15 protein-coding genes and 1 pseudogene are annotated in these 20,024 nt (G+C 71.9%); 8 read left to right on the top strand and 8 right to left on the bottom strand.

Translation table 11 applies throughout. The annotated features are described in order from the left end of the window. Positions 1–94: 94 nt before the first annotated feature. Positions 95–1,897 carry an acyl-CoA dehydrogenase gene (locus WME97_RS28690; protein ID WP_437542029.1) on the top strand — a complete coding sequence of 601 codons (1,803 nt, stop codon included), beginning with the start codon at positions 95–97 and terminating at the stop codon, positions 1,895–1,897. A gap of 363 nt (positions 1,898–2,260) precedes the next feature. Continuing rightward, positions 2,261–2,938 carry a GTP cyclohydrolase II gene (ribA, locus tag WME97_RS28685; RefSeq protein WP_437521655.1) on the top strand — a complete coding sequence of 226 codons (678 nt, stop codon included), beginning with the start codon at positions 2,261–2,263 and terminating at the stop codon, positions 2,936–2,938. Between the two features lie 15 nt (positions 2,939–2,953). Here ribA and WME97_RS28680 read toward each other — a convergent pair whose 3' ends face one another. The 5 genes and pseudogenes from WME97_RS28680 to glmU form a co-directional block, all read right to left on the bottom strand. Continuing rightward, positions 2,954–3,757: a family 1 encapsulin nanocompartment shell protein gene (locus WME97_RS28680; protein WP_437542027.1), complete on the bottom strand. Its 804-nt coding sequence runs from the start codon at positions 3,755–3,757 to the stop codon at positions 2,954–2,956. 2 nt (positions 3,758–3,759) lie between these two features. Further along, positions 3,760–4,143: an encapsulin-associated ferritin-like protein gene (locus tag WME97_RS28675; protein ID WP_437542025.1), complete on the bottom strand. Its 384-nt coding sequence runs from the start codon at positions 4,141–4,143 to the stop codon at positions 3,760–3,762. Between the two features lie 18 nt (positions 4,144–4,161). Beyond that, complete coding sequence (locus WME97_RS28670; protein ID WP_437293213.1) at positions 4,162–4,341, bottom strand: FmdB family zinc ribbon protein; 180 nt, start codon at positions 4,339–4,341, stop codon at positions 4,162–4,164. A 324-nt stretch (positions 4,342–4,665) separates the two neighbouring features. Then, a pseudogene (locus WME97_RS28665) lies at positions 4,666–4,992 on the bottom strand (S24/S26 family peptidase); the annotation flags it as partial. 99 nt (positions 4,993–5,091) lie between these two features. Beyond that, positions 5,092–6,453, bottom strand: coding sequence for a bifunctional UDP-N-acetylglucosamine diphosphorylase/glucosamine-1-phosphate N-acetyltransferase GlmU (glmU, locus tag WME97_RS28660; protein WP_437542023.1), 1,362 nt, complete (start codon positions 6,451–6,453; stop codon positions 5,092–5,094). A 236-nt stretch (positions 6,454–6,689) separates the two neighbouring features. Between glmU and WME97_RS28655 the strand changes: the two genes are divergently transcribed. Together WME97_RS28655 and WME97_RS28650 are read left to right on the top strand one after the other, a co-directional pair. Then, positions 6,690–10,544 carry a hypothetical protein gene (locus WME97_RS28655; protein WP_437542021.1) on the top strand — a complete coding sequence of 1,285 codons (3,855 nt, stop codon included), beginning with the start codon at positions 6,690–6,692 and terminating at the stop codon, positions 10,542–10,544. Positions 10,545–10,549: 5 nt separating this feature from the next. After that, positions 10,550–12,046 (top strand): OmpP1/FadL family transporter, encoded by a 1,497-nt coding sequence (locus tag WME97_RS28650; RefSeq protein ID WP_437542019.1) that lies wholly within the window; start codon positions 10,550–10,552, stop codon positions 12,044–12,046. On the opposite strand, the gene WME97_RS28645 is transcribed toward WME97_RS28650, so the two are convergent. From WME97_RS28645 to WME97_RS28635, 3 genes are all read right to left on the bottom strand, one after another. Next, a complete protein-coding gene (locus WME97_RS28645; RefSeq protein WP_437542017.1) occupies positions 12,012–12,512 on the bottom strand; it encodes a host attachment protein in 501 nt (166 codons plus the stop codon). The genes WME97_RS28650 and WME97_RS28645 overlap by 35 nt on opposite strands. 282 nt (positions 12,513–12,794) lie before the next feature. Beyond that, positions 12,795–13,757 carry a prolyl aminopeptidase gene (gene pip, locus WME97_RS28640; protein WP_437542015.1) on the bottom strand — a complete coding sequence of 321 codons (963 nt, stop codon included), beginning with the start codon at positions 13,755–13,757 and terminating at the stop codon, positions 12,795–12,797. Between the two features lie 160 nt (positions 13,758–13,917). Next, on the bottom strand, positions 13,918–15,762 hold the full coding sequence (locus WME97_RS28635; RefSeq protein ID WP_437542013.1) for an AMP-dependent synthetase/ligase: 1,845 nt from the start codon (positions 15,760–15,762) through the stop codon (positions 13,918–13,920). 260 nt (positions 15,763–16,022) lie between these two features. On the opposite strand from WME97_RS28635, the gene miaB reads away from it, so the two are divergent. The 4 genes from miaB to WME97_RS28615 all read left to right on the top strand — a co-directional run bounded on the left by miaB (position 16,023) and on the right by WME97_RS28615 (position 19,959). Beyond that, entirely contained in the window at positions 16,023–17,513 is a 1,491-nt protein-coding gene (gene miaB, locus WME97_RS28630; RefSeq protein ID WP_437542011.1) for a tRNA (N6-isopentenyl adenosine(37)-C2)-methylthiotransferase MiaB, read from the top strand. Position 17,514: 1 nt separating this feature from the next. Beyond that, positions 17,515–18,099: a gamma carbonic anhydrase family protein gene (locus WME97_RS28625; RefSeq protein ID WP_437542009.1), complete on the top strand. Its 585-nt coding sequence runs from the start codon at positions 17,515–17,517 to the stop codon at positions 18,097–18,099. Continuing rightward, positions 18,096–18,296 (top strand): sulfur carrier protein ThiS, encoded by a 201-nt coding sequence (thiS, locus tag WME97_RS28620; protein WP_437293204.1) that lies wholly within the window; start codon positions 18,096–18,098, stop codon positions 18,294–18,296. The genes WME97_RS28625 and thiS overlap by 4 nt, the downstream gene beginning before the upstream one ends. A 223-nt stretch (positions 18,297–18,519) precedes the next feature. Further along, positions 18,520–19,959 (top strand): VanW family protein, encoded by a 1,440-nt coding sequence (locus WME97_RS28615; protein WP_437542007.1) that lies wholly within the window; start codon positions 18,520–18,522, stop codon positions 19,957–19,959. The last annotated feature ends 65 nt before the right edge of the window (positions 19,960–20,024 follow it).

Below are 20,024 nucleotides of genomic sequence, written 5' to 3'. Positions count from 1 at the left end.
TTTCCGCCCACGCTCGCCGGACCGTGGCCGAGACAAGCCCTCGACATCCCGCTTCATCGGCGTCTAGCGTGCGGCAAGGCCGGCGAACGACACCATGACCGCTCCCCAGAACCCCCTCCTCAACGACCGCGACGTCGAATTCCTCCTCTACGAGGTGCTCGACGCGCCGCGCCTCTGCGAGCTCCCGTATTTCGCCGATCACGCGCGCGACACGTTCGATCTCTACCTCCAGAGCTGCCGGCGCTTCGCGCGGGAGGTGCTGTTCCCGACCTACAGGCCGGTCGACGAGGCGCCGCCGCGCTTCGAGGGGGGCGCCATCACGGTGCACCCCGCCATCCAGCGGGTCTTCCGGCCGATGGTCGAGCTCGGGGTGCTCACCGCGACGCGGCCGGCCGCGGTGGGGGGCCAGCAGCTTCCGCTCGTCGTCGCCGCGCTCGCGGGGGCCTACCTGCAGGCGGCGAACCTGAGCGCGTGCGGCTACCTCAGCCTGACGGCCGGCGCGGCGCACCTCATCGAGACGTTCGGCGACGACGCCCTGCGGTCCGCCTTCATGACCCGGATGTACGCCGGCGAGTGGACCGGGACGATGGCGCTCACCGAGCCCCAGGCCGGATCGAGCCTCGCCGACGTGCAGGCGAGCGCGGTGAAGACCGACGCGGGCCACTACCTCGTCCGTGGGTCGAAGATGTTCATCTCGGGCGGCGACCACGACCTCACCGAGAACATCGTCCACCTCACGCTCGCGCGCATCGAGGGCGCGCCTCGGGGCATCAAGGGCGTGAGCCTGTTCGCCGTGCCCAAGCGGCGGATCGAGGGCGGGCAGCTCGTCCCGAACGACGTCGAGGTCGCCGGCATGATCCACAAGCTCGGCTGGCGCGGGCTCCCCAGCCTGTCGCTCAGCTTCGGCGAGAAGGGGGACTGCCACGGCTACCTCGTGGGCAGCCCCCACCAGGGCGTCGCCTGCATGTTCCAGATGATGAACGAGGCCCGCATCCTGGTCGGCGCGAACGCCGTGGCGACCGCCTCCGCGGCCTACCACGAGGCGCTCGGCTACGCGCTCGTCCGGCCGCAGGGCCGGCCGCTCGGCGCGAGGGACCCGGGGGCGCCGCAGGTGCCCATCATCGAGCACGCCGACGTGCGCCGGATGCTGCTCCGGCAAAAGGCCATCGTCGAGGGCGGCCTCGCGCTCGTCTCCACGACCGCGCTGTACGCCGATCTCGCGGCGCACGCCGCGGACGCGGCGGAGCGGGAGCGCGCCCAGCGGCTCCTCGACCTGCTCACCCCAATCGCCAAGACCTTCCCCGCCGAGAAGGGCTTCGAGTCGAACGCCCTCGCGCTCCAGGTCCACGGCGGCTACGGCTACTCGAGCGAGTACCTCCCGGAGGCCTGGCTCCGGGATCAGAAGCTCAACGCGATCCACGAGGGCACGACGGGGATCCAGGGCCTGGACCTGCTCGGCCGCAAGGTCGTGGCCGGGAACGGCGCCGCGCTCATCGCGCTCGGCGGCGAGATCCAGCAGACGATCGTCCGGGCGCAGCGGGCCGGCGTCGAGCCCGCGTGGGGCGAGCGCTTCGGCGCGGCGCTCGCGCTGCTCGGCGAGGTGACGGTGCAGCTCGCCGAGGTGGGGATACGCGGCGACACCGAGCGGATGCTGCGGCACAGCGCCGATTACATGGAGCTCGTCTCCGTGGTCGTGGTGGCCTGGCAATGGCTCGCGATGGCCGCGGCCGCCCGCGAAGGGCTCGCCAGGGGCGCCGCTCCGGCCGACTTCTACGAAGGCAAGCTCTGCGCGGCGCAGTACTGGCTCTCGACGGAGCTGCCCCGGGTCGAGGTGCTCGCCGCGCTCTGCCGCTCCGGCGAGGACTCGTACGCCAGGATGCAACCCGGGTGGTTCTGAGGCGGGCGCGCGGCCCCCGGCCTCCTCGGTCCCCAGGGTGGTTCCGAAGCGGCGGCGGTCCCCCGGCTTCCTCGCCGCTCCGCCGGTCCGGCGGCGTCTCGTTGGTGAGTTAGCTCACGGCCGGCGGTGCCGGCGGGGATCGCCCCGGGACGAAGCTGATCTGCTGCTTCTCGTAGCTGATCGGCTGCTCCAGGTATGTCCTTGGAGCAACATCTTGGAGAGCTTACCTTGTTCCTGCCGGGTGCTTACGCTACCTGATTGACGCCACCTTCAGGGGTGGCCGGACAAGGGCAGGGCAGCGGGCTACCCAGGCGCGCTCCTTGCTTGACAGGCGACCCAGGATTCCTCCACCAGGAGAGCGAGATGCACGTCCCGACGACGGCGATCCGGCCTCAGCTCGATATTCGTGCCCAGGCGCCCGTGCCCACGAAGCACGGCGTCTTTCAGATGTTGGTGTTCCACTTCGGTGGGACGACGAGCCCCGAGCAGGGGCTCTCTCCCGATCACGTCGCGCTCGTCATGGGCGACGTGCGCGGCCGGTCGGACGTGACCCTCCGCGTCCACTCCGAGTGCCTGACGAGCGAGGTGTTCGGCTCCCTCAAGTGCGACTGCCGCGAGCAGCTCGAGGCGGCGCAGGCCGAGATCGGGCGCCGCGGGCTCGGCGTGGTGCTCTACCTCCGGCAGGAGGGGCGCGGCATCGGGCTCGCCAACAAGATCCGGGCGTACCAGCTCCAGGCGTTCGGCCACGACACGGTCGACGCGAACCGCATCCTCGGCCTGCCCGACGACGCCCGCGGCTACGAGCCCGCGGCGGCGATGATCGAGCACCTCGGCATCGAGTCGATCCGGCTGCTCACGAACAACCCCGACAAGGTCGACGCGCTCCGCGCGCTCGGCGTCCGGATCGCCTCGCGCTCGGCGGCCATCGTCCCGGCCAACCCGTTCTCCGCGCCCTACCTCGAGGCGAAGCGCCTCCGGATGGGCCACGCCATCCCGTCGCTGCGGGACGGCGAGGGCGCCGCGGTCGGCGACGCCGAGTAGCCGCGGGGCCTGATTTCAGCCCCGCCGCAGCGCCACGGCCGCGGCGCGCTCGAGCACGCGGAACGTGAAGCTCTCGGTGAGGAAGAGCTCGACGACCTGTCTGTCGTGCCCGTCGTAGCCGATGGACAGGTCTTCCCCCACGGTCAGCTCGAAGTCGCCGCCTCGCGTGCTCAGGAGCACGCCGCCTTCGAGCGCGGGCGCCCACACGATCGGCCCGTCGATGAGCTGGCGCTCGATGTGCTTGAGGAGCGGGTACCCGTCCTCCGCGGCCGCGGCCAGCTCGTCGTACGCCTTCGGGCCCAGCGCGAGCGCATAAGGACCGTCGACGCCCGCGGCGCGGAGCACCTCTCTCGCCTCCACCACGGCGCGCGGCCACGCCTCCGGCGCGGGGATCCCGACGGGCTTGTGCGGCGTGACCTCCAGGATCCCTTCGATCCCGGCGGCCGCGAGCCCGTTGAAGATGGCGCCGTCCTCGAAGCGCGCGGCGTGCTCGGCGGCGCGCACGACGTCCTCGATGTTGGGCTCCTGCGCGCCGCGCCCGACGGCGTCGAGCTCGGCGAGCTCGAGGCGGATGGGCGCGCGGAACTCGACGAGCGGCCGCACGAGGCGGACGCCCGCGCTCACCGAGGACCCCTCCTTCCGCTCGATCGCGCGCAGGCGGCCCGTGTTGACGGCGGCGACCTCCCAGCCGAACGGACCGCGGAAGTCGACGAGCTTGCGGCCGGCGAGGTGCAGCTTGAGCACGCGCGTCGCCTCGTGATCGATGAGGTCCCACGCGGCGGGGAGGATGGGAGCCAGCTCGCGCTTGAGAAGATCCATGATCATGCCCCCTTCAGGCTCCCGATGCCGAGCGCGCCCCTCGGCGCCATGGCGCCGGTCCTCGCCGCGGCGCCGAGCTTCGCCGCCTCCTCGGCCGCTTCCACCTCGGTGATCGGCCCCTGGCTGTTGAGATAGATGTCGATCTTCTCCTGGAAGACGCGGTCATTCCGACGGAGCCACTCGAGGTTCATCATCGCGTGCTCCACCTCCTCCTCGAGGTGGTGGAGCAGCACGGCACGGAGCTCCGCGTCCGAGCACGCCTCGGCGCGCTGCTGGTACCAGTCGATCGCCTCGAGCTCCTCGATCAACGAGACGATCGCGCGGTGCCGTTCCTTGGTCGCCTCCGACAGGAGCTCCGGCAGCTCGTGGTAGTTCTCGCTCGACACGGCGCTTTGTCCTTCTGCCTAGGCGCTCTTTCGCGCCGTTTGCACCTGGAACGCCACGATCTCCGGCTCGACGTTCGAGCGGCCGCAGGCCGTGCACTGGACCGTGCGCTCCCGCTTCAGGCGCTCGAACTCGGAGAGCGACGCGACCACCTCGAACTCGGCGCCGCAGTCGTTGCACTTGAACTCGTACGTGGGCATGGGGGCTCCTGTCCTGCAAATGTGAACTGAATCACATACACGGGCACAGGCGAGATCCGTGCCCTCCCAGGATTCGAGCCGACCCAGGTTGCAGCCGGGCGAGCACGGGTGTCTCCGGCGTCGCGTGAAAACGACCTGCGCGGTCGTTGCCGGAGGCCGAGCTACAGCCGCGGCCGGGAGCTCGGGCCGGATCGCCGATGCGCTCGCGGCGTGCCTTCGGCGCTGGGAGGTGTGAGCTCGACGGGTCGGCCGGTCGCCTCGCTACCGCCCCTCACCGTGCGTGAACAGCACGGGGCCGCGTCGACCTCGCCCGCTTCGGGTCGGTCATCTGCGCTTCTCGGCGACGCCATCCACATGCGTGACGATCCCGAAGAGGTTCGCTCGGGTCGTCCAGCCATTCACGTGGCCCTTGTTGTTGCTGATCTGGAAGCGCCCGTCCGCGCCGACGGCGGAGACCAGGTGCAGCCACTGCTTCCCCTCGACCTTGCAGAGCACCACGTCGCCGACCCGTGGCGGCGTCGAGATCGGCGCCACCGTGACCAGCTGCCGCGACGCGATGCGGCCCTGCATGGAGTTGCCCGTCGGCCGAAACGAGACCGTCTGCCCCTGCCTCAGCTGCTCGATGTACTTGGTCGCCCACGTCATCCGCGCTCCTCCACCTTCACGAGCCCAGGGATGAAGTCCGCCGGCTCGAGCGCCTCCGGTGACCGTCCTTCGCTCGACGAGGAGGTAGGGCGATTGCTTTCGGGCCTACTTCTTCGCCGCGTCCTTCAGCCGCGCCTTGAGCCGCGTCGCGTAGCCCTCCTTGTTCTCCTGCTTCACCCGGCCGATCGCCAGCGCCTCGTCCGGCACGTCGCGGGTCACGGTCGTGCCCGTCGCCACGTAGGCGCCCGCGCCGATCTTCACGGGGGCGACGATCTGCGAGTCGCTGCCGATGAAGGCGCCGGCGCCGATCTCGGTCCGGTGCTTCCGGAAGCCGTCGTAGTTGCAGAAGATCGTCCCGGCGCCGACGTTCGCGCCCTCGCCGATGTCGCCGTCGCCGAGGTAGGCGAGGTGGTTCGCCTTCGCGCCCTTCCGGACCACGGTCTTCTTGGTCTCGACGAAGTTGCCGATGTGCGCGTCGGCCTCGATCTGGCTCTCCGGGCGGAGGTGCGAGAACGGCCCGATCTGCGCGCCGGCGCCGATCGACGACTGCGAGGCGACCGTGTACGGCTTCACCGAGGCGCCCGCCTCGACGACAACGTCCGTGAGCACCGAGCCCACGTCGATCCGCGCCCCCGCGCCGACGCGCGTCCGGCCCCGCAGGACCACGGCGTGCTCGATCACGGCGTCCGGCTCGACGGCCACGCCCGCGTCGATGCGGGCGCTCGTGCGGATCGTGACGCCGCTCTTGCGCAGCCGGTCGGCGATGCGGCCGTAAAGCACCTCCTCGGCGGCGGCGAGCTGCGCGCGGTCGTTGATGCCCACGAGCGAGCCGACGTCCCTGGCCACGACCGCCGCGGCGCCGCCGGCCTTCGCCGCCTGCGCGACGATGTCGGTCAGGTAGAGCTCGCCCTGCGCGTTGTCCGTCGTCAGCCCGGCCAGCGCGCGCCCGAGGAACCCGCTGCGGGCGAGGTAGACGCCGGGGTTCACCTCGGTGATCGCGCGCTCCTCGGGCGTCGCGTCCTTGTGCTCGCGGATGCCGGTCACGCGGCCCGAGGCGTCGCGAAGGATCCTGCCGTACCCCGTCGGATCGGAGACCTCCGCGGTGAGCATCGCGATCGGCGCGTCGCCCGCGCGGTCGAGCGCCCCGCGGAGCTGCGTGAGCTGCTCCGGATCGAGCAGCGGCGTGTCGCCGCACAGGATCAGGACCGCCTCGGAGGTCGCGTCGATGTGCGGCATGGCGCAGCGCACCGCGTCGCCCGTGCCGCGCTGCTGGGCCTGGAGCGCGGTGCGGACCTTCTTCCCCTGGGCGCCGAACGCCTTGTCCAGGGCCGCAGAGACCTCTTCGCGGCCGTGGCCGACGACGACCACGACGTCCGAGGCGCCGGCGGCCAGCGCCGCGTCGACGACGTAATGGAGCATCGGCCGGCCGCAGAGCTCGTGGAGCACCTTCGGTCGGGCGCTCTTCATCCGAGTCCCTTGTCCAGCAGCGAGAACGACAGCGGTGAGCGGGGTGGGTTGGGTCGCCATCGCTCCGCAGCGTATACCCACGAGCCCGCCGCCGTCCCCGTCGCAGCGCAGTGACGCTGGAGAACTGGAGAACGCGCGCTCCGACGCCACCCACCTGACACCCGCAGGGGCGCCAAGCCCCTACGCACCTGGGGTGGAATCGTCTACCCTGGAGGCAACTGGGGGAGGTTGTCGTCATGCGCAGGCGCGCGCTGGGTTCCTCGGCCGCTGTCGTACTCCGGCTCGTCGCGCTCATCGCGGCCGGCGGGGCGATCGCTTCGTGTCACGAGCCGCTCGACACGACGCGGGTGGCGCCTCCCAGGGTCACGGAGGGCGGCGGGCTGGGCGACGACGTCTTCGGCATGCTCTGCGACCGCGTGGGCGCGTCGAGCCTCCACGAGGACCCCACGGGCGCCTCGTACCAGCGCGTCTGTCACTACGACCGCGAGGGCCGGTACGAGGACGAGGTCGACGTCTCGCTGCTCCCGCCGGTCTCGGGCGAGCGGGCGGAGCAGGCGCGCAGGCTGGGCGTGGCCAAGGTGGAGGCCATGGCGCGGTGGCGCAACGCCCTCGTGGACGCCGTCAACGCCGCGGTGCCGGACATCGAGATCGACAACGTCGCGCCCGGCGAGGGGGGCGGCAAGATCCGGCTGCACGATGCCGTCCTGAGCCTCTCGCAGACCCTCGCGCCGCTCTACGAGACGAACCCGTTCGACGCGGCGGGGCCGCCGGTCCTGCCCGCGTCGACCCGGGGGATCGCCAGGCTCCTGGACGCGCTCATCCACGGCGGCGAGGAGAGCGCGCGGCCGGAGGAGGGCGACCAGAAGAGGCAGCGGGAGCGGGCGCCGATCGCCTGCGACAGGGCAGAGGGGCAGGAAATGCCCGTCTGCGCCCTCGCGAGCATCTGGGGGCGCCAGGGCTATCGCTCGGCGGAGGTGGGGCTCGGCATGCTGGGCGCGGCGCTCGCGTACCCCGGGCTGCGCCCGATGACCGTGGCGGCGCTCGACGTGCTCGGCCCCGGCGGCCCGGGGGCGCCCGCGCTCCAGGCGCTGCTCGCGGCCGGCGAGCAGGAGCTGGCCGCGCTGTCGCTGCCGGAGCGGGCGCCGCTCGCGATCGACGCCGCCACCGCGCAGCCGAGCCGCCCGCGCACGACCCTGGAGCTCGCGCAGGCGGCGCTGCTCGCGGAGCACCCCGAGCTCGCCGCGCCGCGGTCGATCTTCATCGCCCGCCGCGACGGGCGCGGGTGGGTCCTCCCCCAGGGCGACGGGGTCCCCGCGCCGTTCGCCGACGCGGACGGCGACGGCCTCGCCGACGTCGACGCGTCCGGCAGGTTCGTGGACCGGAGCGGCGCGCCGCTCGCGATCGAACCGCCGTTCGCCATCCCCGGCGTCACCGAGCCGCCGCGGGACCCGTTCGGGGGCCTCTCGCCGGAGCTCTACGCCTACGTCGACACCTCCCGCACCGTCCTCGGCGCGGCGCTGCGGTCGATCGTGCCGCTCGTCGACGGGACCCGGTACGCGGGCAAGGGCGATCCGGAGCCGTGGAAGACCGAGCACGAAGGGCTCATGTACGCGCTCTCCGGCGCGTACCTGCTCTTCGGCGACCGCGAGGAGGCCCGCTACGACGTCCGCCGCGGCAGGGCCGTGCCGGCGGACGAGCGGTGCGACGGCTGCCTCTCGTACCGCCGCTTCCGCGGCGAGGACTCGCCGCTCGCCGACCTCGCGCACGCGGTCGGCCAGGTGCTCGCCGACAAGGACTCGGACGTCCTCCTGCTCACGCTCATCGATCTGCTCGAGAACCGCGAGGCGGAGCTCGCGCGCATGACCGCCGCGGCGCTGCGCATCCGGGACGTCGCCCGCGAGCACGACCGGCTGGCCGCCCAGGGCAAGGAGGCGCCGGCGCAGATCGACGACGAGGCGCCGCTCTGGGACGAGCTCGCGGCGGTGCTCGGCGGGGCCGTGGAGCAGCCGGGGCTCGTGGCGCGCTTGCTCGAGGCGATCGCGGGCGGCGCGCTCCTCACCCCGCACGGCGGCGCGCGGCACGCGGGCGACGCGATCGCGGCGATGCTCACGACCCGCGACCAGTACGCGTACAACCCGTCGGACCTGAACGGCCCGGCCATCAACCTCACGGTCGGGGCGCCGTCGACGGCGGCCCCGAAGACGCCGATCGACCCGAAGAACCCGAGGGGCGGCGACAACCGCTCGGGCATGGAGCGGCTGATGCAGCTCATGCACGACACCGCCGGCGTCAGGCAGTGCAACAAGGAGGGCGCCGTGGTGAGCGCCTTCGAGGTCACGGTGCCTTTCGTCGAGTTCGCCGAGTGCGAGCTGTTCCAGATCGACGACCTGGCGGCCTTCTACCTCGACTCGCTCCTCCCCGACGGGGACCCGAAGCGGGCCGAGCTCGAGGTGAAGCCCTCGGCCCTGGCGCTGCTCGTGACCGACTCGGTGCTCGTGGACTCCAGCGGCATCGGCGGCCTGACGAGCCACCCCACGCCGGCCGCGCTCAGCCGGCTCATCTACTTCGGGGCGGACTCGGACAGGTTCCCGGGGCTGCCGGACCTGGATCCCTTCCGGGCCGGCGCGAACCTCGCGACGAACCTGTTCATCTCGGGGACGCTCGAGCCGGCCGGCACGATCCATTGCCCCAGGAACGCGCTGGGCGTGAACGAGTGCAGCTCCCCGGAGAACCTGATCCGGGTGCGCCACCCGGGGACGACCTACCTCCTGGAGCAGCTCGGGCTCGCCGCGTACCTGGGCCCCATCGTGAAGGCGTTCGCCGACGTCGACCACGGCACCACCGGCGAGGCGATCCTGACCGATCTCTTCAGCACGGCGTACCGCCACTGGCCGGGCAAGGAGCACGGGCCGGAGTGCATCAAGGCCGGCTCGCCCGAGACCAACACCGCGTACTGCTCGGAGGCAGGGGTCAACAGCTTCGAGCCGCTCCTTGCCGACGCGCTCCGGGCCGAGGACGTCCTGGCGTCGTCGGTGGCGTTCGCCCGGATGGCGCGCGACACGTCCGTGACCGTGCGGCGCGGCCCCGCGGCAGATCGGCCGCTGACGAAGGCCCAGGTCATCGAGAAGCTCGCGCGCATCCTCTTCAGCACCCGCTACGCGGCCGGCGTGGGCATGGTCGACCGCTGGGGGAAGAAGAAGGCCACGTGGGCGGATGGCCAGGTCCAGGACCAGCTCACCGTGTTCACCCTCCTCGCCGGCGCTCTGAACGGCGTCGACGCGCGCTTCGCGCAGCGCAATGCGCCCGACGCCGCCGAGCGAGAGGGCCAGTGGAAGCGCGGCGTGGACGAGCTCGTCGATGCGCTGCTCGCGGTCGAGGGGTCGGGGCCCGAGGCCCGGTTCAAGAACCGCGCGCTCCCGAGGATGGGCGCCCTCGTCCTGCGCGTCCTCCGCGAGCAACTGAACGCCCGCTGCCCCGATCGCGAGGCGACGGGGCGGTGCGCCTGGACGCAGAAGGAGCTCGGCGCCACGGTGAGCGACCTCCTGAGCCACCCGCTGTTCGCCGCCGCCGTCGACGTGATGGAGGCAGTCCGCGCCCACGAGCCGGCGCGGCGGGAGATCGAGCGGTTCCTCACCTACCTGCTCGACGCGGACGCGGCCGGCGCCCCGTTCCAGGTGCTGCCGACGACGCTCGCCGACGGCCTCCAGCTCCTCGCCGACGACGACGCCTTGCGCCGGATCCTGAAGGCCGCGTCGACCGCGCTGACCCCGGCGGGGGGCGCCGGCGGGCCGGGCGCGGCCGACGCGGGGCTCGAGGCGCTGAAGGCGCTCAACGACGATCGCTACGACAGGTATCGCGCGATGGAGCACGTGCTCCCGGCGCTCGTGACGCCGATGGCGGACGGCCGAGCGCCGCTCGACGTGTTCCTCGACGCGTTCGCGGACGTGAACCGCATCGAGGCAGGGAGCGGCGCGCCGCTGACGGCGGAGGACTACCGGCAGCTGTTTGTCTCGGTCAGGGACTTCCTGACGGACGAGACCCGCGGGCTCGAGCAGATCTACGCCATCGTCAAGAACCGGCCGCACGAGTGATCCACGTGCAAACGCCCACGATCCGCGCCGTGCTCTCCGTGGCGTCCGCCGCGGGGGCGCTCCTCCTGCCCGCGGGCGACGCCGGCGCCGCCGGGCTGTACTTCACCGACCGCGGCGTCCGCCCGTCGTCCCGCGGCGGGGCGTACATCGCCGGCGGCGACGATCTCGGGGCGATCGCCTACAACCCCGCGGGCGTCTACGAGGCCGGCACCCAGGTCCTGTTCGACGTCGGGCTCTTCGAGTGGCGCAGCCGGCACACGCGCCAGGCGATCGTACGGCAGGTCGACCCGAACACCGGCGAGCCGACGGGCGCGAGCTTCGTGCAGACGATGGAGCCGGTGACCGGCAGCGCGCCGGTGCTGCCGATCCCCACGCTGGCGGCGTCGTTCAAGGTCGATCCGCGGTGGGTCGTCTGGGGCGGGATGTGGGCGCCGTACGCGGCCCTCTCCAGCTATCCGGAGCAGGTGAACGGCATGCCGGCGCCCCAGCGCTACGCGCTGCTCACGCTCGAGGGCTCCGCGCTCGCCCTCGTGGGGGTCGGGGCGGCGTACGCGCCGTCGCCCGAATGGCGCTTCGGCGCCGGAGTCAGCGCGCTTGTCGGCGCGTTCAACAGCCGGATGGTGGTCTCCGGGTGCCTCCCGGAGCGGATGTTCTGCGCGCCCGAAGATCCGGAGTGGGACATCCATTCCGAGCTCAGCGTCGCGCCCATCGTGGCGCCCACGGGCCAGCTCGGGGCGCTCTTCGTCCCGACGCCGCGCTGGCGCGTCGGCCTGGCCTTCCAGCTGCCCATCTGGGTGCGCGCGCCGGCCAAGTTCAGGGCGCGGCTCCCCGCGGCGCCCGTCTTCGAGCGCGCCGTCCAGGAGGGCGAGGGCGCCGACGTCGCGTTCGACCTGCCGTGGATCCTCCGCGCCGGGGTGGAGGCGCGGGTCGTGGACGACCTGCGCGTGGAGCTCGGGTTCGGGGTCGAGGGCTGGAGCATGCACGACGACATCCTCGTCGAGCCCGACGGCGTGGTGCTCCGGAACGTCGCCGGCTTCCCGGAGGAGTTCCGCGTGCCAGCCGTCTCGTTCCCGCGGCGCTTCCAGAGCTCGCTCTCGGCGAGGCTCGGGGGCGAGTATTCCTTCGATCTCGGGGGCGCGCGGTGGGATCTGCGCGCCGGCGTGAGCCTCGAGCAGAGCGCCGTCCCGCCCGCGTACCTGTCGGTCCTGACGATCGACGCGACGAAGCTGACGACGGCGGCCGGCCTCGGCGTCCACCTCGGCCGGTGGCGCCTCGACGCGAGCTATGCGCACGCCTTCGCCGCGGATGTGAGGGTCGATCCGAGGGAAGCGCGGCTCCCGCAGGTGAGCCCGGTGCGGGCCAATCCGCCGGAGGACCCGAACACCATCAACGGCGGCGCCTACAGCGCCCGGGCGAACGTCGTCGGGCTCGGCGTCGCCTACACGTTCGAGGCAGCCGGGAGCGGCGTTATCCGGCCCGCAGCTCGCGCAGCCGCTCGGTGAGCCGGGGGCCGTCCAGCCAGCTCAGGTCCTTGTCCACGCTCGTCTCGATGTGGTTACTGACCTGCTTGCTCACCGCGCCGCGGAGCAGGCCGAGGAAGTGCGGCGGCGCGATGAGCACCAGCGTCTCGTAGGCGTGCTCGTTCAGCCCCTTCTCCAGCACCTCCGCGAGCTCCTGGGCGAACTTCTGCTTCTCGACCTCCTTGGGATCGGTGTCGGGGGCGGCGCCGGGACGGCCGAGGTACTGACCCCCCGGGCCGCCGACAGGGCTGCTGTTCCCGCCGGAGGTGCCATTCGGCTTGCGGCCGTGCGCGTCGGCCATCAGATCCCGCACGCGCGCCCGGCTCTCGTCATGGTTGTAGGACTCGAGCAGGGTAAAGCCCTTGCCAGCAGGCTCTTCACGATAGAGCTGGGCACGGCTTGCGTCGGAGACCAGGATCCACGTCTTCCGTGCTGCCTTCTTTGCCATAAGCCTCCACGGGGAATCAACCCTTCCCTTGGTTTACGTTAAAGACCGACCCCACGCGGCGCAAGCGGCCGGAGGGCCGAGTCCGGCGTAATTCGGCCGGATCGCGCCCCGAGAGGCAGGCTCCAGCAGACTCGACAGCCTGCGCGCGGCCTGAATTGATGGATAGCGAGAGGGGGCGAGCGGCGCTCGGGAGGTGGTTGACCGCGAAATACGGTGTTTGGTGTACCGGGCGTATCCACCGAGCTCGGCCGTGCCGCGGCGGCCGCGCTCGGTGACCGCCCGTCAGCGGAACCGGTCGGTCGCCTCGACCAGCTCGTGCAGGATGCCCGGCTCCATCGCCGAGTGCCCTGCGTCCGCCACGATGCGCAGATCGGACTCGGGGAACGCGCGGTGGAGCGCCCATGCGCTCTCCGGCGGACAGACCACATCGTAGCGGCCCTGCACGATGACGGTCGGGATATGGCGGATCCGGTGCACGTCGTCGAGCAGCTGCGTCTCCGTCGTGAAGAACCCCTTGTTCATGAAATAGTGGCACTCGATCCGGGCGAACGCGAGGGCGAACTCATCACCTGACGTCTTCGCGACGAGCTCATGGTTCGTGAACAGGCAGCTCGTCCGCCCCTCCCAGACGCTCCACGCGCGCGCCGCCCGCTGCTGCAACCCGGGGTCCGGGCTCGTGAGGCGCTGGTGGTACGCCGCGAGCAGGTCGCCCCGCTCGGGCTCGGGGATGAACGCGAGGTACTCCTCCCACGCGTCGGGGAAGATGGCGCTGGCGCCCCGCTGATAGAACCAGTCGAGCTCCTGCTTCCGCAGGAGGAAGATGCCGCGCAGCACGAGCTCCGTCACGCGCTCCGGGTGCCGCTCGGCGTAGGCCAGCGACAGCGTGCTCCCCCACGAGCCGCCGAACACCTGCCAGCGCTCGATCCCGAGGTGCTCGCGGAGCTTCTCCATGTCCTCGACGAGGTGCCAGGTGGTGTTCTCCTCCAGGCACGCGTACGGCGTGCTCCTGCCGCAGCCCCGCTGGTCGAAGAGCACGATCCGGTAGGCGGCCGGGTCGAAGAAGCGCCGCTGCTTCGGCTCCGTGCCGCCCCCGGGGCCGCCGTGCACGAAGACCACCGGCTTGCCGCGCGGATTGCCCGACTCCTCGAAATAGATCTCGTGAAGATCGGAGACGCGCAGCCTCCCGGCGCGGTACGGCTCGATCTCGGGATACAGCGTTCGCCTCTGGGTGCCTGTTGTCGTCATGCCGCTCCCGTTCGTCGGTCGACGTCGCGCGTCGCGCGTCGCGCGCCGGCGCGCCCAGGGTACGCGAACGCGCGCCGGGAGGGGAGAGGGCGTGGACGGGGGGAGGGCAGGTGGCGGCGGGGGCGCGGCGAGGGACCGCCGGCAGGGAGGCGCGGGAGGCTCAGCCGGGCTGCGCGGCGTCGCGCGCCGCGGTCTTCTCCGCGCCGCCCGCGCCGCCGTAGAGCGCCTCGAGCGCGGGCCCGTACTTCTGGAGCGCCACGCGCCGCTTCAGCTTCAGGGTCGGCGTGAGCATCCCGTTCTCCGCCGTGAAATCCTCGGCCGCGAGGGCGATCTGCTTGATCTTCTCGAAGGACTTGAAATCAGACGCGTACCTGTCGACCTCCGCCTGGACGTGCGCGACCACCCGCGGGTGCTTCAGCATCACCTCCGTCGACTCGAACGAGAGCCCCTCGGCCCGCGCCCATTCCGTGAGCGCCGTCATCTCGGGCGCGATCACCGCCACGTTGAAGGGGCGGTTGTCGCCGTAGATCATCGCGCCGTTGATCAGCGGAGACAGCTTGATCTTCTCCTCGAGCGGGGCCGGCGCGACGTACTTGCCGTTCTCAAGCTTGTACTGCTCCTTGATGCGGCCCGTGACGAAGAGGTAGCCGTCATCGTCGAGGTAGCCCAGATCGCCAGTGCGGAAGCCGCCGTCCTCCGTGAAGACGGCCTTGTTCTCCTCGTCGCGCTTGTAATAGCCCACCATGACGTTCGGGCCGTAGACGACGATCTCTCCCTGCTTCGGGTCGTGGGTCTCCGACCTGTCGATGACGATCTTCACGCCCGGGATCGCCTTGCCCACGCTGCCGAGGCGGCGGGCTCCCGGGTAGTTCACGGTGGCGACGGGCGATGTCTCCGTGAGGCCGTAGCCCTCGTAGACGGTGATGCCGAGCGCGTCGACGAACTCGGCCACCTGATAGGCGAGCGCCGCCCCGCCGCTGATGGCGTACTTCAGCTTGCCGCCGACACTGGCGCGTATCTTCGAGAAGATGACGCGATCCGCCGCGACGAGCGCGAGCCGCTCGACGAGGCCGAGGGGCTCGCCCTTCTGCTTCTTCGTCGCGGCGCGCAGCCCGGCGCGGAACAGGGCCTGGATGACGGCGGGCTTCCCCGCCATCTTCTTCTGCACGCCCTCGTAGATGCGGTTGAAGATCCGCGGGACGCTCATCAACACGGTGGGGCGCACCTCGCCGAGGTTCGCGAGGATCTTGTCGACCGACTCGCTCAGCGCCATCGACGCGCCCACCGTGATCATCACGTGGAGCTCGCCGGTGTGGCCGAACGAGTGCGCCCACGGGAGGAACGACAGGCTCCGATCGCCGCCGCCGAAGGGGATGAGATCCAGCACCGCGCAGACGTTGGAGGCGATGTTGCCGTGCGACAGGATCACCCCCTTGGGGTTGCCGGTCGTGCCCGACGTGTAGATGAGGCACGCCGTGTCCTTCGATGTCGGCAGGATGGACGGGGCCGGGCTCCGCTCGCCCGCGGCGAGGAGCTCCTTGTACGAGCTGGTCTTCGCGCCGGGGACGCCGTCTCTCGCCCCGTCGGGGTCGAACAGACAGACAACGTGCTTCAGCGAGGGCGCCTTCTCGGGGAGATCCTTGCATTTGCCGTAGATCTGCGGCGTGGCGACGATCGCGGCCACGGCCTCGCAATCGTTGATGATGAACGCCCACTCGCTCGGGAGCTGCGCCTCGTACATCGGCACGACGGCGACTCCCATGCTGAAGCAGGCGTACGCCGAGACCGCCCACTCGACGCGGTTGTTGGAGATGAGGGCCACCCGATCCCCCCGCTGGACGCCGAGCGACGCCAGCCCACCGCGGAACCTGGCGACGAGCTGCCCGAACTCCGCATACGTGATCCAGTCCCAGCGGCCATCGGTCTTCGTGCCGAACAGCGGCCTGTGGCCATGAAGCTTCAGCGCGCGATCGAGCAGGTCTACCAGGTTCTCCAGTTTTGCCATCGGTCTCCTCCCGATCCGATTGTTAACATGGTACTGCGCCGCGTCAGTGTCCTTTTGGCGGCACGTGGCGCCGGCTGTTGTCGCGCCGACGCTGGAGCGGCCTCGCGCGCGTCGCTCGGCGCGGGGGCGGGGGGCCCGCGCGGGGTTGACGATGGGGGGGAGCGGGAGCGCTCGCGGGCCGTCGACGGCGTCGGCGGCGGGGCTCCTGGCGCGCGAGGTGGCGGCCTCGGGCCCCTTCTGTTAGAGCGTTCATCGCTTCGATGCCCCGGTATTCCATCACGACGTTCGGCTGCCAGATGAACGTGCACGACTCCGAGCGGATGCACGACGTGCTCCGCTGCGCCGGCTACACGGAGGCCGGCAGCGCCGACGAGGCGGACGTGCTGGTGCTCAACACGTGCAGCGTGCGCGAGAAGGCCGAGCAGAAGCTGCGGAGCGAGGTGGGGCGGCTCGCGCGCTGGAAGCGGGAGCGCGCGGACCGGGTGCTCGTCGTGGCGGGCTGCGTGGCGCAGCAGGAGGGGGAGCGCCTCCTCAAGCAGATGCGCGCGATCGACGTCGTGGTGGGGCCCGACAACATCCCGGAGCTGCCCGGCCTGCTCGGCGACCTCGCGATCGGCGGGCTGCCGATCGCGCGCACGGTGTTCGACCTCGACGCGCCCCGGTTCCTCGTCGCGTCGCCGCCGTCGCCCTCGTCCTCGCCGCGCGCCGCGCCGACGGCGTTCGTGACCGTCATGAAGGGCTGCGACGAGCGCTGCTCGTTCTGCATCGTCCCCCACACCCGCGGGCCGGAGCGGTACCGGCCGAGCGACGAGATCGTCGCCGAGATCGCGGCGCTCGTGGCCGCGGGGACGCGCGAGGTCACGCTGCTCGGCCAGACGGTGAACAGCTACCGCGACCCGCTCGGCGCGCTGCCGCGGGCCCCGGGCGCGAGCGCCGACGACCCGGACGAGAGCGAGTTCGCGGCGCTGCTCCGGCGCGTCGCGGCCGACGTCCCCGGCCTCGCGCGCCTGCGCTACACGAGCCCGCACCCGCGGCACCTCACGCCCTCGCTCGTCCTCGCGCACGCAGAGCTCGCGGTGCTGCCGCGCCACGTGCACATGCCGGTGCAGTCGGGCAGCGATCGGGTCCTCCGGCGGATGATCCGCCGCTACACGCGCGCCGAGTACGTCGCGCGCACGCGGGCGCTCGTCGAGGCGGTCCCGGGCCTGACGCTCTCGACCGACATCATCGTCGGCTTCCCGGGCGAGACGGAGGACGACTTCGCGGCGACGCTGTCGCTCGTGCGCGAGGTGGGGTTCAAGGGGCTGTTCGGCTTCAAGTACTCGCGCCGGCCGCACACGCCCGCGCTGAAGCTGCCGGACGACGTGCCCGAGGGCGTGAAGGGCGAGCGGCTCGCGCGCCTGTTCGAGGAGAGCGAGGCGCTGCTCGCGGCCCACCTGTCGGCCCTCGTGGGGACGACGCAGGAGGTGCTCGTCGAGGGGCGCGACAAGGAGCGCGGTCACGGCGGAGCCGGCGGCGCGCTCTGGTCCGGCCGGACGGGGCGCCACGAGATCGCGCACATCGACGGCGCCGGGGAGCTCGATCTGCTCGGCGAGGTCGTCGAGGTCTCGATCACGCGGGCGAACAAGCACTCGCTGCAGGCCGAGCTCACCGAGGCGGCGCGCGCCGCGGCTCGGCCTCGGCAGCGGGGCGGCCTGGAGCCGCGGCCCGCCCGGCGCTCGCTGCCGGTGGTCGCCGCCGAGGGCGGCTGAGGTGGCGCTCGTCCTGGACCTCGGCGGGGTGTCCCCGCGGCTCGGGCGCGACGTGTTCCTCGCGCCGAACGCGACGGTGATCGGCGACGTCGAGCTCGGCGACGAGGCGAGCGTGTGGTTCGGCGCGGTGCTGCGCGGGGACATCGGCGCGATCCGCGTCGGCCCGCGGACCAACGTGCAGGATCTCGCGTGCCTGCACCTGACGGGCGGCGTCTCGCAGACGATCGTCGGCGCCGACGTGACCATCGGGCACAGCGCGATCCTGCACGGCTGCGTCGTCGGGGACGGGTGCCTGATCGGGATGGGCAGCATCGTGCTCGACAACGTCGAGATCGGCGAGCGCTCGGTGATCGCGGCGGGCGCGGTGGTGCCGCCGGGGCGGGTGATCCCGCCGCGCTCGATGGTGCGCGGCAACCCGGCCCGGGTGGTGGGCGAGGTGCGGCCGGACCAGGCCGAGCTCGGGAGGCTGGGCGCCGCGGGCTACGTGGAGAACGCGCGGCGCTTCCGGGCGGCGCTCGCCGGGGAGGCCGTCGAGCCGCCGGAGGTCGCGGCGCGCTTGGTGATGCGAGAGGTGAGGAAGCCATGAACATCACGGTGAACGGGGAAGCGCGCGACGTGCCGGCGGCGCTCACGGTGCGGAGGCTCGTCGAGCTGCTCGGGCTGACCGAGGGGCCGGTGGCGGTGGAGCGCAACGGCGAGGTGGTGCCGCGCGCCGAGCACACGGCCGCCGAGCTCGCCGAGGGGGACGTGGTCGAGATCGTCCATTTCGTCGGCGGCGGCTGAGGTCGTTCGGCTGGCGGCGCGGCTTCCGGAGGAAGAGAAGGAACGCAAAGGCGCAAAGGCGCAAAGGCGCAAAAAGACACGAGAAAATTAAAAATCTCTTTGCGTCTTTGCGTCTTTGCGTTTTTTCTTCTCTTTTCTCTTGGCGCCATGGCGGTTTTTTCTCTTCTCGACGGTTTAGCGATCTTCCAGATCGTTCGCGATCCGGCTACCATGGCCAGCTGCCGTGGATACGAGGGCCCTCGTTCTGGTCTTGGCGCTCGGCGGGTCGGCCGGCGTGGGCGCCGCCGTGGGGGTGCGCCATGTGTTGCCGGCCTCTCCGGTGGTCCGCGGCCTCTCGGTCGGCGAGCGCTTCCTGCCGGATGGCGCCGCGCCGGCGGCCTGGCTCGCGGCGCGGCGTGACGCGCTTCGCGAGCGCGTGGTCCGGCTGCGCCACGACGACGTGGAGCTCACCGCGACGCTCGGTGAGGTGGGCGTCGAGGTCGACGTCGACGAGACGCTCGCGGCGGCGCAGCGCGTTGGCCACGAGGGGCCCTGGGCGCGGCGGCTCCGGGAGGCCCGAGGGGCGCGTCGCGGCGAGATCGACGTGCCGCTCGCCTGGGCCGTCGACGAGCCGCGGGCGCGGGCGTTCCTCGAGCGGCTCGCTCCGCAGATCTACCGGGCGCCCGTGGACGCGCGGCTCGACCTCGCGAACCGGCGCAAGATCCCGGAGCAGGCCGGCCGGGCGCTCGACGTCGAGGCGTCCATCGCGGCGCTGCGGGCCGGGGAGCACGGCGACGAGGAGCTCGTCGAGCTCGCCGTCCGGCAGATCTCGCCGCAGGTCGTCGTCGCCGACCTGGTGAGCGTCGACGTCACCAGGGTCGTCGCGGCCTACGAGACGAAGTTCAAGCAGCACGGCAAGGAGGCGGGGCGCGCCCGCAACATCAGGAACGCGGCGTCCAAGATCGACGGCACCATCCTGGCCCCGGGCGACACCTTCTCGTTCAACGCCCATGTCGGCCCCCGGACGGCCAAGAACGGGTTCACCATCGCCCCGGAGATCCTGGGGGATGAGACCGTCCCCGGCTACGGCGGGGGGACGTGTCAGGTCTCGAGCACGCTCTACGCCGCGTCGCTCTTCGGCGCGCTCGACACGCCGGACCGCCAGAGCCACTCCCGCCCGAGCGCCTACATCCCCATGGGGCTCGACGCGATGGTGACCTACCCGGAGTCGGACCTGAAGATCAAGAACACGCTCCCGTTCCCGATCATGATCCACGCGTATCTCCCCGAGCCGACGGTGCTCCGCGTCGAGATCCTGGGCGGAGACCCCGTGGCGGAGGTCCAACACCACGTCTCGGCCGAGCACACCGACGATTTCATCCGGCGCATCTACGTGAAGTCCGAGCTCGCCGAGGGCAAGGTGAAGCGCCACCAGAAGGGCTCGTGCGGGTACGACGTGAGGTCCTTTGTCACCGTCCGTTACAAGGACGGCAGGGCCTCGGAGCGCAGCTATTCGAGCGAGTACAGGCCCGCGCCAGAGGTCTTCTGGGTCGCGCCCGACTACGACCCGCAGGCGCTTCCGGCGCTCTCCGAGCACGCGAAGGCGGTGGAAGAGCTCCGCGAGGGGGAGTCCCCCGCCGAGGCGCCCGCTGCGGCGGGGCAGGGCGGCGCCTACTCGATGTGAGCCCGGTCGAGGGCACAGGACCCCTCGGCGAGCGGCGGCGCGGAAGCGCCCTCCATCATGGGTTC

The organism is Sorangium sp. So ce367 (genome assembly GCF_051520455.1).
Classification (GTDB): Bacteria; Myxococcota_A; Polyangia; order Polyangiales; family Polyangiaceae; genus Sorangium; species Sorangium cellulosum_B.
This window is presented reverse-complemented; position numbering and strand designations above follow the sequence as displayed.